The organism is Ornithinimicrobium pulveris (assembly GCF_050261105.1).
GTDB lineage: Bacteria > Actinomycetota > Actinomycetes > Actinomycetales > Dermatophilaceae > Ornithinicoccus.
In genome coordinates, this window is the sequence record NZ_CP189837.1 from 896,217 (window position 1) to 910,740 (window position 14,524).

Sequence of the window (14,524 nt, forward strand, 5' to 3'; positions counted from 1 at the left end):
TGTCGTTGCGCCCGGATCGCGGAGCCCGCACCCTGGGTGGTTCGATGGGGGCATGACCCAGCACGCCGAGATGTTCTTCGACCCTGCCTGCCCGTGGGCCTGGATGACCTCCCGTTGGTTGATGGAGGCAGCGCAGGTCCGTGACCTCGAGATCACCTGGTCGGTGATGAGCCTGTCGGTGCTCAACGATGGCCGTGACCTGGACCCCGACTACGCCAGGAGCATGGAGCGCAACTGGCACGCGGTGCGCACGATCATCGCTGCCACCCAGGGGCTGCCCGAGGACGAGGCCAACGAGCTGCGCAAGAAGATGTACGACGCCTACGGCCAGCGCATCCACCTCGACGGTCGCGGCACGGGCCCGGGGGTGGAGGACATCCGCAGGATCAGCGCCGAGGTGGTCGACGAGCTCGGGCTGGACGAGAGCCTGAAGAGCGCCGGCGATGACGACACCCACGACGAGGCGCTGCGCGCCAGCCACCAGCGGGCGATGGACCTCGTCGGCGATGACGTCGGCACCCCGGTCGTGTCGGTGGAGGACGTGGCCTTCTTCGGCCCCGTGGTCACCCCGGCACCCAAGGGCGAGGACGCCGGCAGGCTCTGGGACGGCTGCGTGCTCGTCGCCGGGACGCCCGGCTTCTACGAGCTCAAGCGCACCCGCGACGCCAGCCCCGACTTCAGCTGACCCACCCGAGGAGACTTCTGACATGCGCGTTCACCTCGGTGGCGACCACGCCGCATACGAGACCCAGCGTGACCTGGTGAGCTGGCTGATCGAGCTCGGCCACGAGGTCGTCGACCACGGCCCGGAGGACTACGACGCCCTGGACGACTACCCCGTCTTCGTGCTCCGTGCCGCCCAGGCCGTGGCGGAGGACGAGACCAGCCTCGGCATCGTGCTCGGCGGCTCGGGCAATGGCGAGCAGATCGCCGCCAACAAGGTCGCGGGCATCCGTGCGGCGCTCGCCTACAACCCCGAGCTGGCCCGCCTGGCCCGCGAGCACAACGACGCCAGGGTCGTCTCGATCGGTGCGCGGATGCACTCGATCGAGGAGGCCCGCGCGATCGTCGAAGCCTTCCTGGAGACCGACTTCTCCGGTGAGGAACGGCACCAGCGCCGGATCGACATGATGACCGCCTACGAGGCCGACGGCACCCTCCCACCGCTGCCCTGATGCTGGGCGGCTGGCAGCCGCACCACCTCTCACCGGACCGAGGACACTGATGAGCCGACGCGCCAAGGAGCGCCAGGCCGCGGAGCGCAGCCGGGTCTCCCAGGCTGCCGACCGGGCGAGGTCGGGCGACCTGAGCGGGCTGCGCGCGATCCTGCGCGGCGCCGATCTGCCGCTGATCGTCGACGAGTTGGAGCGGATGGCGCCCAAGCAACGGCTGGCGGCCTTCCGGCTGCTGCCGCGGGAGAACGGCGTCCGCGCCTTCCAGCTGCTCGACCCTGCCGTGCAGGCCGACCTGCTCGAGGAGCTGCGGCCCACCGAGGTCGGTCGTCTGGTCGCCGACCTCGACCCCGACGATCGCGCCCGGACCCTGGACGGGCTGGACGACTCGCTCGCCGAGCGACTCCTCGCTGACCTGCCCGAGCAGGAGCGGGCGATGACCGAGTCGGTGCTCTCCTACCCCGCCGAGACGGTGGGTCGCTGGGCGACGCCGGCGCTGGTCAGCGTCGAGGCGGACTCGACCGTGGGGGAAGCCCTGCGCGCTGTGCGAGCCGACACCGGTGGCGCCGAGATGGTGTATGTCGTCCCCGTCACCGACGGCGACCGCAAGGTCGTCGGCGTGGTCTCGCTGCGCCGGTTGCTCGGCACCGACGAGAACGTGCCGTTGTCGGCGATCATGCGCGAGCCGATCACCGTGCACGCCACCGACGACCAGGAGAAGGGCGCCAACGTGGTGCGTGACCACGGGGCGCTGGCGGTGCCGGTCCTGGATGACGACGATCGACTGGTCGGGCTGTTCACCGTGGATGACGCGATGCGCGTCCTGCAGATCGAGGAGGAGGAGGACTCGGCCCGCTCGGTCGGTATGGAGCGGCTGGAGAAGCCCTACCTGTCCACCTCGGTCTTCTCGCTGGCCCGCAGCCGCGTGGCCTGGCTGCTCATCCTGATCGTCGCGGCCACGTTGACGGTCAACGTGCTCGACTACTTCGAGTCCAGCCTGGAGCAGGTGGTGGCGCTCGCGCTGTTCATCCCGCTGCTCATCGGCACCGGCGGTAACGTCGGCGCGCAGTCCGCCGGGACGATGATCCGGGCGATCGCCGTGGCGGACGTGATGTTCGCCGACACCGGCAAGGTGCTGCTCAAGGAGATGGCCACCGGTCTGACGCTCGGGGCCGCCTTGGCGGTCTTCGCCTATGTGCCCGCCCGCTATTTCACCGATCCGCAGGTCGCCCTGGTGATCAGCCTGTCGCTGGTGGTGGTCTGCACCCTCGCGGCGACCGCCGGTGGCCTGATCCCGTTGCTGGCCAAGCGCTTCGGCGTCGACCCGGCCGTGGTCAGCGCCCCGTTCATCACCACCTTCGTCGACGCCACCGGTCTGATCGTCTACTTCCTGATCGCCGGCGCCATCCTCGGCCTCTGACCCACCCACGCACGACGCGGCCGGGACCACGCCTTTGCGTGATCCCGGCCGCGTCGATCAGTTGGCGTCCCGGTGAACGGTCAGCTCAGAGCGGGTCGCCCTCGCCCTTCTGCCCGAGCGCGTTCTTGGCGTCGGGAGCCTCCTGCTGCTGGGGGTCGCCCTGGGCGGCGTCCGCGTCGGGTCGCTCGGAGCCGATGCGGTCGCGCACCTGGTCGGCGCCCTGGTTGATCTGGTCCTCGTACTTCCCGCCCGTGCGGGTGTTGGCCTCCTGGGAGGCGCGGTCGATGCCCTGGTCGATCTTGTCGCCGTATTGGGCGCGGGCGTCGTCGATCTTGTCCTGGTTGTTGGTGAGTGCGTCCTTGGCCTTGTCGAAGATTCCCATGCGTCCACCCCAACACACACTTGCGGGTGGTGTCTACCGGAGGGCGAACCCCACCTGCACCCGGACGGTGACCTCCTGGTCGGCCGGATCGACCGCGGGACCTGCGGCCATCGCCATCCGCATGTCGCTCTCGCCGAACGGCCGCACGCCGCCGTCCGTGCCCGGTTCGACGATCCACAGCACCTCGCCCAGCGAGCGGCCGGCCAGCCGCGCGTAGTGCTCCGCCCGCGTGCGCGCATCTGCCATCGCGGCCTCGCGGGCGTCTGTCTCCAGCGGTGCGGTGTCGCTCACCTCTGGCCGCAGCCCGTTGACCCCAAAGCCCTCACCGACGGCGTCACCGACCCGGCGCACGACATCGCCCACCCCGGTCGGGTCGTCGGTCCGGACCCGCACCTGCTGGTATGCCGTGTGCCCCACCTGACGCCCGTGGTGATCATGCCTCGGGTGCACGCCCAACCCATGGGTGCGGACCGACCGGCCGGGCAGCGCCGCCTCGCAGGCGCGGGAGGCGTCGGCGAGTGCGGCCAGGGCCTCGCTCACGCTGGCGCCGTGACCCTCCAGCTGCAGGTCGAGGACGACGGCATCGGGGGCGGCCTGGGCCTTCCCGGTCCCGGTGATCACGAGGGTGTCGCGTGGATCCATGGCGACGAGCCTAGGGCTCTGTGCTGGGATACGGGGGACGCCTTGTCGGGTGGGCGACATCCGGCCTTCGACGACGAGCAGGAGAGCAACGTGCAGATCGGCATCATTCTGGGTTCGGTACGCGACGGCCGCGTCGGGGAGGAGGTCGCGCAGTGGGTGGCGCAGCGCGCCGAGGGGCGAGCTGCGACCTACGAGCTCATCGACCTCAAGTCCTTCAACCTGCCGGTCCTGACCTGGGAGACCGTCCCCGGAGCGGCGAAGAAGCAGTACGAGCACGACCCGGTCAAGGAGTGGAGCCGGGCGATCGACGCCTGCGACGGCTACATCTTCGTCACCCCGGAGTACAACCACTCGGTGCCGGGTGCCTTCAAGAACGCCGTCGACTGGCTCGGCCCGGAGTGGAACGCCAAGACCGTGGGCCTGGTCTCCTACGGCGCCGAGTCCGGTGTGCGAGCGGTGGAGCACTGGCGCCAGATCATGGCCAACTTCTCGATGATGGTCGTCCGCCCGCAGGTCTCGATGTCGACCTTCCTGGAGTGGGAGGACGATGCCTTCAGCCCCAACGAGCGCCGCCCCAAGGAGCTGGACAACCTCTTCGAGGCGGTGGAGAAGTCCATCGGTCAGCAGCTGCTCTGACCCGGGTGAGACGCACCCGGTGAGACGTGCCACGGCCCCGCCCCGATCGCTGTGCGACTGGGGCGGGGCCGTGGTCTGGAGCGGGTGACGGGAATCGAACCCGCGTAGCCAGTTTGGAAGACTGGGGCTCTACCATTGAGCTACACCCGCGTGCTGGTGCTGGGCCTCTCCGAGGTTCGGATCTGCCCGACCAAGCGGATAGTCTAACCCTCTGTGCGTGCGTCCTCGGACGCCGCTCACCCACGGGGTATGGCGCAGCTTGGTAGCGCGTCCGCTTTGGGAGCGGAAGGCCGCCGGTTCGAATCCGGCTACCCCGACCACCTAGCATGAGGTGATCTGTTCCGCCGTGCGCACCACCCGACCACACGGCATACCCCCGAGACCAACTCTGGAGCACCCGCAGTGAAGAGCGCTGTCGAGACCCTGACCCCCACCCGGGTCAAGCTGACCGTCGAGGTCCCCGCCGAGGACCTGAAGCCCCGCCTGGACGCGGCCTACCGCGCGATCGGCGCGCAGGTGCAGGTCCCCGGCTTCCGGAAGGGCAAGGTCCCCAACCGCATCATCGACCAGCGCTTCGGCCGTGGAGCCGTCGTGCAGGAGGCCGTCAACGAGGCCCTGCCGGAGTACTACACCCAGGCGATGCAGGAGAACGACCTCCGCCCGCTGGGCCAGCCCGAGCTGAACATGACCCAGCTGCCGATGGCCGACGGTGAGCCCCTCGCCTTCGAGGCCGAGGTCGACGTGGTCCCCACCTTCGAGCTGCCCGACTTCTCCACCATCGAGGTCGAGGTCGACCCGGTGTCGGTCTCCGATGAGGACCTGGAGACCCGGATGGAAGCGCTGCGCGGCCGCTTCGCGACGCTGACCCCTATCGCCCGCAAGGCCAAGACCGGCGACCACACCACGATCGACCTGTCCGCCAAGATCGGCGAGGACGAGATCGACTCCGTGACCGGTGTCTCCTACGAGATCGGCGCGGGCAACATGCTCGAGGGCCTGGACAAGGCGCTGCGCGGCACCAAGGCCGGCGAGACCGTGGAGTTCCAGGCACCCCTGGCTGGCGGTGACCGCGCGGGCGAGACCGCTGACGTCACCGTCACCGTCCAGTCGGTCAAGGCCCGCGAGCTGCCGAAGCTGGACGACGACTTCGCCCAGCTCGCCAGCCCGCACGACACCCTCGCCGAGCTGCAGGACGACCTGCGCAAGCAGGCCGAGCAGGCCGCCCGCTTCGAGCAGGGCATCGCCGCCCGCGACAAGGTCCTGGACCAGATGCTGGACATGGTCGACATCGCCGTCCCGGAGAACCTCGTCGAGGCCGAGGTGCACAGCCACCTCGAGGGCGAGAGCCGCCTGGAGGATGAGGAGCACCGCGCCGAGGTCACCGAGTCCACCACCAAGGCGATGAAGACCCAGTTCCTGCTGGACGCGCTCGTGGCCCGCGACGAGATCGGCGTGGACCAGGGCGAGCTGATCGAGTACATCATGATGACCGCTCAGCAGTACGGCATGAACCCGCAGCAGTTCGCTCAGCAGATCGACCAGGGCGGCCAGGTGCCGGCCATGGTCAGCGAGGTCGGCCGCCGCAAGGCGCTGGCCGCCGTGCTGGAGTCCGCGACCGTCAAGGACACCGACGGCAATGTCGTCGACCTGGACGCCATCGACCCCGACAACGAGGGCGATGACGACGAGTTCGACGAGGAGTTCGGCGAGGAGTTCGAGGTCGAGGACGACGAGCTGGACACCGACGAGGTCGTCGACGGTGAGGCTGCCGAGGGTGAGGCTGCGGACGAGGCCGATGAGGTTGAGGCCGGCGAGAGCGACGACGCCGAGGCCGCCAAGGCCTGACCACCAGGTGATTGACGCAGGCCCGGTCCCTTTCGAGGGGCCGGGCCTGCGCCATTGACCGGGCCCGCGTCAATCACGCCAGGTCATGCGCCGGAGGATGCGGCGCCGACCTTCTCCAGGCGCGGCTGCGCTACGGCAGGGCGTTCCGCACGGTGCTCGTGCAGGGCGAGGGCGACGACGGAGGCGAGCACCACCGCCATCCCGATCCACTGGCTGACCCCCGGCCGCGTGCCGAAGGCGAGCACACCGACGAGGGCGGCCGTGAGCGGGAATGCCAGTTCGGCCAGGGTGGCGCGCGAGGCGGCGGTGCGGCCCAGGGCCAGGTAGTAGAGCACCAGCGCCAGCAAGCCCGGCACCAATGCGAGCAGCAGCACCGACGGCGCGGCCGACCAGGACAACCGGACATCGGTGCCGGTCACCATCGCGATCACCGTGAGGGTGATCAGGCCGACGGTGAACCGCAGGGCGGTCAGATCCCGGAAGCCCAACTCCGCGCTGGCCAGCCGGCCGAGCACCGTGCCGGCTGCCCACAGCGATGCCGCCCCGATCGCGAGCAGGGCCGCCTGCGCAGTCGCCGAAGCCAGGCTCACCGACAGCGGTTCGGGGAAGGTCAGCAGCCAGGCGCCGATGAGGGCTGGCCCGCAGAACAACCAGAAACCACGCCGCAGCCGCTCGCCCAGCAGCAGGGCCGCGAGCAGCAGGGCGATCAACGGCTGGAGTTTCTGCAGCACCTGAGGCGTGATCGGGTCGCCCACCCGGAAGGCTGCGGTGAAGAGCACGGTCGCCAGCGCCGAGGAACCGGCCCCGATGATCAGCACCGCGAGCCGCGTCCGCCACGTCGCTGTCTGCAGCCTGCGCACGGCCGGCACCAACCACGGAAGCACGAGCACAGCCAGCACCACGTGCTCCCAGAGCACCACCGCCAGCGGCTCGAACTCCCGCGCCAGCGGCCCACGCCAGAGCGCCGACAGTCCCCACAGGGACGCCGCCACCGCCACCAGCCAGGTCCGGTCACCACCGCCGCGCACGTTCATCACGGGTGTCACTGTGCCACGCCCCTCCGCCCGACCCGACCCCCGCCTCGAGCCACGTCGCTGCGCTCAGGGCGAACACGGCATACCTGCGGGAGTGCCCGGGCGACCCCGGGCGTTAGGGTCACTGACAAGGATGGTTGGCCCACCAGCCGACCCACCACAGGTCCCCACGAAGCGAGGGAAGAAGACGCATGACGCAGGAGATCAGCATGGCCGACCGCGCGCCGGCAGGCCTGGACGACCAGATCTACAACCGGCTCCTCAAGGAGCGGATCATCTTCCTCGGCTCGGACGTGCGTGACGACAACGCCAACGCCATCTGCGCGCAGCTGCTGCTGCTGTCCGCCGAGGACCCTGACAAGGACATCTGGCTCTACATCAACAGCCCCGGCGGCTCGGTCACCGCGGGCATGGCGATCTTCGACACCATGAAGTGGATCCCCAACGACGTCGCCACCGTGGCGATGGGGCTGGCCGCCTCGATGGGCCAGTTCCTGCTCTCCGCGGGCACCAAGGGCAAGCGCTACGCCACCCCGCACGCCCGGGTGATGATGCACCAGCCCTCCGGCGGCATCGGCGGCACCGCCTCCGACATCAAGATCCAGGCCGAGCAGATGCTGCACATCAAGAAGCAGATGGCCGAGCTGATCGCCGAGCACACCGGGCAGGACGTCGAGCAGATCGAGGCTGACTCCGACCGCGACCGGTGGTTCACCGCGGCCGAGGCCAAGGAATACGGCTTCGTGGACCACGTCTACGAGCAGTCCTCCGACGCCCCCACCCCCCGGTCCTGATCGCCCCAGACGAGAAGAGAGCTGACATGAACCAGCCCCCCAACCCCTACGCCGGTGGTGCCTGGACCGGCGCCGGCGCCGGTGGCAGCGCCCCGCTGAGCCCGAGCAGCCGCTACATCCTGCCGCAGTTCGAGGAGCGCACCTCCTACGGCACCAAGCGCCAGGACCCCTACACCAAGCTCTTCGAGGACCGCATCATCTTCCTCGGCGTGCAGGTGGACGACGCCTCGGCCGACGACATCATCGCCCAGTTGATCGTGCTGGAGTCCCAGGACCCCGACCGCGACATCCTGATGTACATCAACAGCCCCGGTGGTTCCTTCACCGCGCTGACCGCGATCTACGACACGATGCAGTACATCAAGCCGGACGTGCAGACCTTCGTGATCGGTCAAGCCGCCTCTGCTGCCGCGGTGCTGCTCGCCGCCGGCGCGCCGGGCAAGCGCTTCGCGCTGCCCAACGCCCGCGTGCTCATCCACCAGCCCGCGCTGATGGGCGGCGACTACGGCCAGGCCTCGGACATCGAGATCCAGGCCAACGAGGTGCTGCGGATGCGCACCTGGTTGGAGGAGACCTGGGCCATGCACTCCGGGCGCGACGTCGAGCAGGTACGCAAGGACATCGAGCGCGACAAGATCCTCACGGCCGCCGAGGCCAAGGAGTACGGCCTGGTCGACGAGGTCCTCGCCTCGCGGAAGACCTCCTTCCAGGACTGAGTCGAAGTCTGGGCCGGCCCGGCAGCCGAGCAGGTATGCCGCAACCCCGGCCCGCGAAGCCCGTCACCATGAGCGCGGTGGCGGGCTTCGCCATACCCCTTGGGACCCGCAGCGCGGGTTGCGCTGTGAGCGGAGAACGACCAACACGCGTGAGCCGAGAGCGCAAAAGCCTGTGCCGAAGGGGTCGGGCAAGGTAGTTTCGGAGACATGGCACGTATGGGTGAGAGCAGCGACCTGCTGAAGTGCTCTTTCTGCGGGAAGAGTCAGAAGCAGGTCAAGAAGCTGATCGCAGGCCCGGGGGTCTACATCTGCGATGAGTGCATCGACCTGTGCAACGAGATCATCGAGGAGGAGCTGGCTGAGTCCAGCGACCTGGGGCTGGGCCAGCTGCCCAAGCCGCGCGAGATCTTCGACTTCCTCCAGCAGTATGTCGTCGGCCAGGACCCCGCCAAGCGTGCGCTGGCGGTCGCGGTTTACAACCACTACAAGCGGATCCAGGCGGGGGAGGGCAACCGCGGCGAGGACGCCGTGGAGATCGCCAAGTCCAACATCCTGCTGATCGGCCCGACCGGCTGTGGCAAGACCTATCTGGCCCAGACCCTGGCCAAGATGCTCAACGTGCCCTTCGCGATCGCCGACGCGACCGCCCTCACCGAGGCGGGCTATGTCGGTGAGGACGTCGAGAACATCCTGCTCAAACTCATCCAGGCTGCCGACTTCGACGTGAAGAAGGCCGAGACCGGGATCATCTACATCGACGAGATCGACAAGATCGCCCGCAAGTCGGAGAACCCCTCGATCACCCGGGATGTCTCCGGTGAGGGCGTGCAGCAGGCGCTGCTGAAGATCCTCGAGGGCACGGTCGCCTCGGTCCCGCCGCAGGGTGGCCGCAAGCACCCGCACCAGGAGTTCATCCAGATCGACACCGGCAATGTGCTCTTTATCGTCGGCGGTGCGTTCGCCGGGATGGAGAAGATCATCGAGGCCCGCACCGGCAAGCAGGGCCTGGGCTTCGGCGCCGAGCTGAAGTCGGCCAAGGACGCCAACGAGCAGTACTCCGATGTCCTGCCTGAGGACCTGATGAAGTTCGGCCTGATCCCCGAGTTCATCGGTCGACTTCCGGTGATCACCACCGTCGCTCCGCTGGACCGGGACGCCCTGGTCAACATCCTCACCGAGCCGCGCAATGCGCTCATCAAGCAGTACAAGAAGATGTTCGACATCGACGGCGTCGAGCTGGAGTTCGAGGACGACGCGCTGGAGGCGATCGCCGACCAGGCGCTGCTGCGCGGCACGGGTGCCCGCGGGCTGCGCGCCATCCTCGAGGAGGTCCTCCTGCCGGTGATGTTCGACGTCCCCAGCGACGATGAGATCGCCAAGGTGGTCATCACCAGCGAGGTCGTCCTGGAAAACGTCAACCCCACCATCGTGCGGCGCGATGTCGCCCGCAAGCGCACCCAGCGCAAGGAAAGCGCCTGACCCTGCGCTGCTGACCAGGCGACTAGGTGGGGTTGGTGCGCCAGCGGAGATAGACCACGAGGCCAGTCGCGAGGACCGCCAGCCCCGCGATGCCGGGCCAGGCGCCGAGGGCTTCGGCGCCCTCGCCGCCGGTGCGGGTCGAAAGTGCGCCGGCCACGCCCCAGACCAGGACGGTCACCGCGGACACCAGGCCGAGGCGGGCCAGCCACCGACTCAGCACCGACTCCGGGATGGGCGCCTGGGCGGGGACAGAGGCGCAGAGCGCCGCACAGGTATGCAGAAGCACCAGCCCGAGCGCGGCCGGCAACAGAGCCCAGTGCCAGGGGCCGTCAACGGTGGCCCACCAGGACGCGACCCCGAACCCGAGGAACAGGCCGGGGGCGATGGTGTGCGGCTGGATGACCGCGAGCACCCCGATGAAGATCCCGCCGCCCCAGGCCCACGGGTTGCCGCCACCGGCGGCGATGTAGGCCAGCACCCACAGCGCGGCTCCGGCGAGGACGCCCCCACGGACGTAGCGGTGGGTGCGGCTGCAGGTGCGCAGATCTCCCCAGAGGTCGACGAGCTCTCTCACACCGCCCTCCTCACGCCTCGACGACCCAGTTCGCGCAGCACCATGTCCAGGCTGCCCGGGCCGAGCCACGGGACCACGGCCACGCCCTGGCTGCGGATAGCGCGGATCTCCCGGTCCCGCTCCAGCATCCGGATGCGCCACGCTGTGCGGGCCAGCGGATCCTTCTCACTGCGGGCGACCACATCGCCCTCGGCGGGGTCGACGAGCGCGTCGACGACGACCACCGAGATGCCGCGGGCGGCCAGCATCGCGGCCTGGGTCAGCGCCATCGGGGAGACCAGCGCGGAGATCATCACGACCAACGTGCCCGAGCTGATCCCCAGATGGACCCGACGCTCATCGATCTCCTCGATGACGCCGGGGACGACCCGCGACAGCGTGTCCAGGATGCGAACGCCGTGCCGTTTGCCGGTGCCGGAGGGCACCACGAGCGGGGTGCGCGAGGACATGACCCGCATGCTGACCCGGTCGCCCTGGTGCAGGAAGTGTTCGGAGATGGCGGCCCCGGCGCGCACAGTGCGGTCCAGCGAGGTCGGGGCCCCGCTGACACCGCCGGAGCGACCGATGTCGTAATGCGCGTCGATCAGCACCTCGACGTGGGTGTCTTCGTCGGCGTAGCTGGAGGTGACGAAGAGCGTGCCTGGCTCGCGCGTGGAGCGGGGCCAGTGGATCCGCCGGAGCCGATCGCCCAGCTGAAACTCACGCAGCGTCGCGAACTCGCTGCCCTCGCCGGGGCGGCTGGCGCGGTGCAGCCCCACCAGGCCGCGTGGGTGCGGCGCGGGGGCCCGGTTGTCGAAAGGCACCGGCTGGGGCAGGGTGCGCAGCCCGAGGGCGTCGACGGAGGTCGGGCCGAAGCGCCAGGAGCCCCAGGGGCTGACCGCCCCGACCTGGACCGGCCCGATGCGGCGCACACCCCACCTGGTCAGCCGGACCCCGATGGTCAGGCGGCGCGTCGCAGGCGCGGCTGCTGCGTCCTGGGGATCCCGGCTGCTCGCGTCACGCTCGGCGGCTGCGTCGGGGTAGGCGTCGGCGATCGCGCTGGTGGGCTGCAGCACAATCCCGTCCGCGTCCTCGATCCGGGTATGGCGTTCGAGCGGCACGCCTTCCACGAACGGGGTCTGTGGGAGCGCGGCTGCCAGGACGTCTGCGTGCTCGACCGGCTCCATCTCGGCGATCGCCAGCGCCTGCTCGCCCTCGCGCACCTGGCCGTGGGACAGCCGGAAGGAGCGGCGCGGAAGTGCTGTCGGACGGCTGACCAGGCTCCACGTGAGCACGATCGCCAGCGGGGTGATGAGCACCAGCAGATCAGGGCGCCGCCACAGGACCGCGACGGGCGCGGTGAGCAGCGCGACCACGAGCAGCCGCACGAAGGCAGGGGTGGGCCGCCAGGTGGCGGCGAGGTCACGGCTCACGGGGTCGAGCCGCGCCCGTCGTCATGGCCGCGGCGGTCTGCCCCGGGAGAGGTCTGACCATGATCGACGTCATCATCCTCCGCGGTGGAGGCCCCTGTGCGGGACCCGGGGACCGGCACCTGTCCCAGCACCGCATCGACAACCGCGGCCCCACCGGTGTCGGACATCCACAGCTCGGGCTTGATCGAGATCCGGTGGTCCAGCACCGCGTGGGCGACCGCCTTGACGTCCTCGGGGGTGACGTAGTCGCGGCCGTGGATCACGGCATACGCCCTGCTCGTCAACATCAGCGCGAGGGAGCCGCGCGGCGACGCTCCGACGAGGACCGCCCGATGGCGGCGGGTGGCAGCGGCGAGCTCGACGCAGTAGCGGGAGATGTCGTCCTCGACCGGGATGGTCTCGATCGCGTCCTGCATGGCGGCCAGTCCCTCGGCGTCGGTGACGGCCTGGAGGTGCTGGTCCTCCCTCTGCCGCGCGAGCCGCCGACGCAGCACGTCCCATTCCTCGACAGCGGTGGGGTAGCCGAAGGAGACGCGCATCAGGAAGCGGTCGAGCTGGGCCTCAGGGAGGGGGTAGGTGCCTTCGTACTCGACCGGGTTGGCCGTGGCCAGGACGTGGAAGGGCTGGGGGAGCGCGAAGGTCTGACCCTCGACGGTCACCTGGTGCTCCTGCATCGCCTCCAGCAGGGCGGACTGCGTCTTGGGCGGAGTGCGGTTGATCTCGTCCGCGAGCAGCAGTCCGGTGAACAGCGGGCCAGGGCGGAAGACGAACTCCGCGTCCTTCTGGTCGTAGACGAAAGAGCCCGTGAGGTCGGAGGGGAGCAGGTCGGGGGTGAACTGGGCCCGCGTGAAGTCCAGGCCGACGGTCTGCGCGAACGAGCGGGCCGCGAGGGTCTTACCCAGGCCGGGGAAGTCCTCGAGCAGCACGTGGCCGCGCGACAGGATCGCGGTGAGCACCAGGGTGAGCGCCTCGCGCTTGCCGACCACCGCCTGCTCGACGCTGTCCAGCACCTGCGCGGCACGCTCGCAGACCTCAGCGGCGGTGAGGTGCTTGGCGGGTGCGGTGGTGTCGGTCATAGCTTTTCGATCCCTTCGATGGCGGCGTGCAGCGAACTCCTGCTGCGTTTGCGTCGGTCGGTCGGTGGGGTGGTCAGGTAGTGCCAGAGCTGGTCGTCCATCCGGGCGCGCGCCGCGTCGGCGGCGTCCGGGTCGTCGAGGTCGATGTCGTGGTGCGCGAGCAGCCGCTCGGCTGCTAGCTCCCGGAGCAGGGGGTGCACGAGGTCGGGCCGGTCGTCGCGTTCGATCGCGTCCCGCAGGTCTCGCCGGAGCCGCACGAGGCGGTAGTCGAGGGCCGAGGGCGGGACTGACTCCTGGCGGGGTGTGGAGGCCCAGTAGGCCCGTTCGGAGTAACGGGTCGTGCGGGTCAGCGCCCAGGGCAGGAGGGCGATGACGACGGCGGCCAGGGCCACCACGACCACCGCCTCCAGGGGGGTATGCCGCAGCGAGCCGATGTAGAACATCACCGCGCCGACCGCCAGGACGGTGAGGGCCAGCGGGAGCACCACTCCCCGCTGGTCGCGGGGGATCACCGGCGCCTCCTGGCGCGGGAGCGGGATCGGGACCTGTGCGCACCTGCCTCAGCCTGCTGCTGGTCGTCGGTCTCGGCCATGTCGCCCGCCTCGTGCGCACCCTTGCGCTCCTCGGCCTCGCGGAGCTCTTCCTCGGCCCGGATCCGGCGGCGGAGATCAGTGTGAATGCGGTCGAGGGCCTCCACGGCGGCCAGCCGTTCCTCCTCGGTGATCGGGTGCCGGGAGAACCGTGCCTCGCGATAGGAGGCGGACAGTGCGTCGATGGCGTCCTGGTCGACCTCCCACCGGCGCAGGACCCGGGTCGTGAGTTCGGCCGAGGTCTCGCTGCGGTCCTGCTCGAGGCCCGAGCGGTGGACCGCCTCCTCCAGAGCAACCCAGCAAGCCACCACGCCGTTGCGTGGGTCTCCCTCGGAGAGCGCGTGATAGCGCACGTCCTCACCAGTGGCATCTAGCAGGGCGACGAGCTCTTTCTCCTCGGCGGCGGCGAGGCGCTTCTTCTCCTCCACCCGCTGCCGACCGGCCCAGCGGGCGACGAGCAGCAGGAAGACGACGACGGCCATGACGAAGAGTGCGATCGCGAGGTCGGTGAGCCAGGGGATGTCCTGCTCCTCGGGTTCTTCTTCCGGCCCGATCTGTTCGGGGACGCCCTCGATGTCGAGGGGCTCGAGGGGAAGTCTGGGCTCGGTCGCCCGCGGCTCGCCCCAGGTGCCCTGGGGTGAGCTGACCAACGGTTCCCCGCTGCTGGAGGACCAGATCAGGATCGACAGCGCGGCCAGGGCGGCGACGATCGCGATGACGACCGTCGAGTTGCCCCTGCGCATGCGGCTCAC

General features: G+C 69.8%; 16 protein-coding genes and 2 tRNA genes. 9 read left to right on the plus strand and 9 right to left on the minus strand.

What is annotated here, in order from left to right:
* The first annotated feature begins 52 nt into the window (after positions 1–52).
* The 3 genes from ACQBAT_RS04135 to mgtE are packed head-to-tail and all read left to right on the plus strand — an operon-like array spanning position 53 to position 2,592.
* Positions 53–685 carry a disulfide bond formation protein DsbA gene (locus tag ACQBAT_RS04135; RefSeq protein WP_420746718.1) on the plus strand — a complete coding sequence of 211 codons (633 nt, stop codon included), beginning with the start codon at positions 53–55 and terminating at the stop codon, positions 683–685.
* Positions 686–707: 22 nt separating this feature from the next.
* Positions 708–1,175 (plus strand): ribose-5-phosphate isomerase, encoded by a 468-nt coding sequence (locus tag ACQBAT_RS04140; protein WP_420746719.1) that lies wholly within the window; start codon positions 708–710, stop codon positions 1,173–1,175.
* Between the two features lie 49 nt (positions 1,176–1,224).
* Positions 1,225–2,592 (plus strand): magnesium transporter, encoded by a 1,368-nt coding sequence (gene mgtE / locus ACQBAT_RS04145; RefSeq protein ID WP_420746720.1) that lies wholly within the window; start codon positions 1,225–1,227, stop codon positions 2,590–2,592.
* Between the two features lie 85 nt (positions 2,593–2,677).
* On the opposite strand, the gene ACQBAT_RS04150 is transcribed toward mgtE, so the two are convergent.
* Both ACQBAT_RS04150 and ACQBAT_RS04155 read right to left on the minus strand, forming a co-directional pair.
* Complete coding sequence (locus tag ACQBAT_RS04150; protein WP_420746721.1) at positions 2,678–2,974, minus strand: antitoxin; 297 nt, start codon at positions 2,972–2,974, stop codon at positions 2,678–2,680.
* Between the two features lie 33 nt (positions 2,975–3,007).
* A complete protein-coding gene (locus ACQBAT_RS04155) occupies positions 3,008–3,616 on the minus strand; it encodes an SIMPL domain-containing protein (RefSeq protein WP_420746722.1) in 609 nt (202 codons plus the stop codon).
* Between the two features lie 90 nt (positions 3,617–3,706).
* On the opposite strand from ACQBAT_RS04155, the gene ACQBAT_RS04160 reads away from it, so the two are divergent.
* Positions 3,707–4,252 carry an NADPH-dependent FMN reductase gene (locus ACQBAT_RS04160; protein WP_420746723.1) on the plus strand — a complete coding sequence of 182 codons (546 nt, stop codon included), beginning with the start codon at positions 3,707–3,709 and terminating at the stop codon, positions 4,250–4,252.
* Positions 4,253–4,328: 76 nt separating this feature from the next.
* Here ACQBAT_RS04160 and ACQBAT_RS04165 read toward each other — a convergent pair.
* Positions 4,329–4,402 (minus strand) — tRNA-Gly (locus ACQBAT_RS04165).
* 93 nt (positions 4,403–4,495) lie between these two features.
* On the opposite strand from ACQBAT_RS04165, the gene ACQBAT_RS04170 reads away from it, so the two are divergent.
* Together ACQBAT_RS04170 and tig are read left to right on the plus strand one after the other, a co-directional pair.
* A tRNA-Pro gene (locus ACQBAT_RS04170) sits at positions 4,496–4,572 on the plus strand.
* 82 nt (positions 4,573–4,654) lie between these two features.
* On the plus strand, positions 4,655–6,097 hold the full coding sequence (tig, locus tag ACQBAT_RS04175; RefSeq protein WP_420746724.1) for a trigger factor: 1,443 nt from the start codon (positions 4,655–4,657) through the stop codon (positions 6,095–6,097).
* 83 nt (positions 6,098–6,180) lie between these two features.
* Here the strand turns inward: tig and ACQBAT_RS04180 are convergent, their stop codons facing one another.
* Positions 6,181–7,131, minus strand: a complete 951-nt coding sequence (locus ACQBAT_RS04180) for a DMT family transporter (protein WP_420746814.1) — start codon at positions 7,129–7,131, stop codon at positions 6,181–6,183.
* A 191-nt stretch (positions 7,132–7,322) separates the two neighbouring features.
* Between ACQBAT_RS04180 and ACQBAT_RS04185 the strand changes: the two genes are divergently transcribed.
* The 3 genes from ACQBAT_RS04185 (at position 7,323) to clpX (ending at position 10,120) form a co-directional block, all read left to right on the plus strand.
* Positions 7,323–7,925: an ATP-dependent Clp protease proteolytic subunit gene (locus ACQBAT_RS04185; protein WP_420746725.1), complete on the plus strand. Its 603-nt coding sequence runs from the start codon at positions 7,323–7,325 to the stop codon at positions 7,923–7,925.
* Between the two features lie 26 nt (positions 7,926–7,951).
* The gene (locus tag ACQBAT_RS04190; RefSeq protein ID WP_420746726.1) at positions 7,952–8,641 is read left to right on the plus strand and encodes an ATP-dependent Clp protease proteolytic subunit; all 690 of its coding nucleotides are present in this window, start codon (positions 7,952–7,954) and stop codon (positions 8,639–8,641) included.
* Between the two features lie 207 nt (positions 8,642–8,848).
* Positions 8,849–10,120, plus strand: coding sequence for an ATP-dependent Clp protease ATP-binding subunit ClpX (gene clpX, locus ACQBAT_RS04195; protein ID WP_420746727.1), 1,272 nt, complete (start codon positions 8,849–8,851; stop codon positions 10,118–10,120).
* A gap of 22 nt (positions 10,121–10,142) precedes the next feature.
* On the opposite strand, the gene ACQBAT_RS04200 is transcribed toward clpX, so the two are convergent.
* Genes ACQBAT_RS04200 through ACQBAT_RS04220 form a run of 5 tightly spaced genes read right to left on the minus strand, consistent with a single transcriptional unit; the run spans position 10,143 to position 14,515 of the window.
* Entirely contained in the window at positions 10,143–10,694 is a 552-nt protein-coding gene (locus tag ACQBAT_RS04200; RefSeq protein ID WP_420746728.1) for a hypothetical protein, read from the minus strand.
* The gene (locus ACQBAT_RS04205) at positions 10,691–12,106 is read right to left on the minus strand and encodes a DUF58 domain-containing protein (protein ID WP_420746729.1); all 1,416 of its coding nucleotides are present in this window, start codon (positions 12,104–12,106) and stop codon (positions 10,691–10,693) included. Before ACQBAT_RS04205 ends, ACQBAT_RS04200 begins: the two co-directional genes overlap by 4 nt.
* On the minus strand, positions 12,103–13,182 hold the full coding sequence (locus tag ACQBAT_RS04210) for an AAA family ATPase (protein ID WP_420746730.1): 1,080 nt from the start codon (positions 13,180–13,182) through the stop codon (positions 12,103–12,105). The genes ACQBAT_RS04205 and ACQBAT_RS04210 overlap by 4 nt, the downstream gene beginning before the upstream one ends.
* Positions 13,179–13,694 (minus strand): hypothetical protein, encoded by a 516-nt coding sequence (locus ACQBAT_RS04215; RefSeq protein WP_420746731.1) that lies wholly within the window; start codon positions 13,692–13,694, stop codon positions 13,179–13,181. Before ACQBAT_RS04215 ends, ACQBAT_RS04210 begins: the two co-directional genes overlap by 4 nt.
* Positions 13,691–14,515, minus strand: coding sequence for a DUF4129 domain-containing protein (locus tag ACQBAT_RS04220; protein WP_420746732.1), 825 nt, complete (start codon positions 14,513–14,515; stop codon positions 13,691–13,693). The genes ACQBAT_RS04215 and ACQBAT_RS04220 overlap by 4 nt, the downstream gene beginning before the upstream one ends.
* Positions 14,516–14,524: the final 9 nt, after the last annotated feature.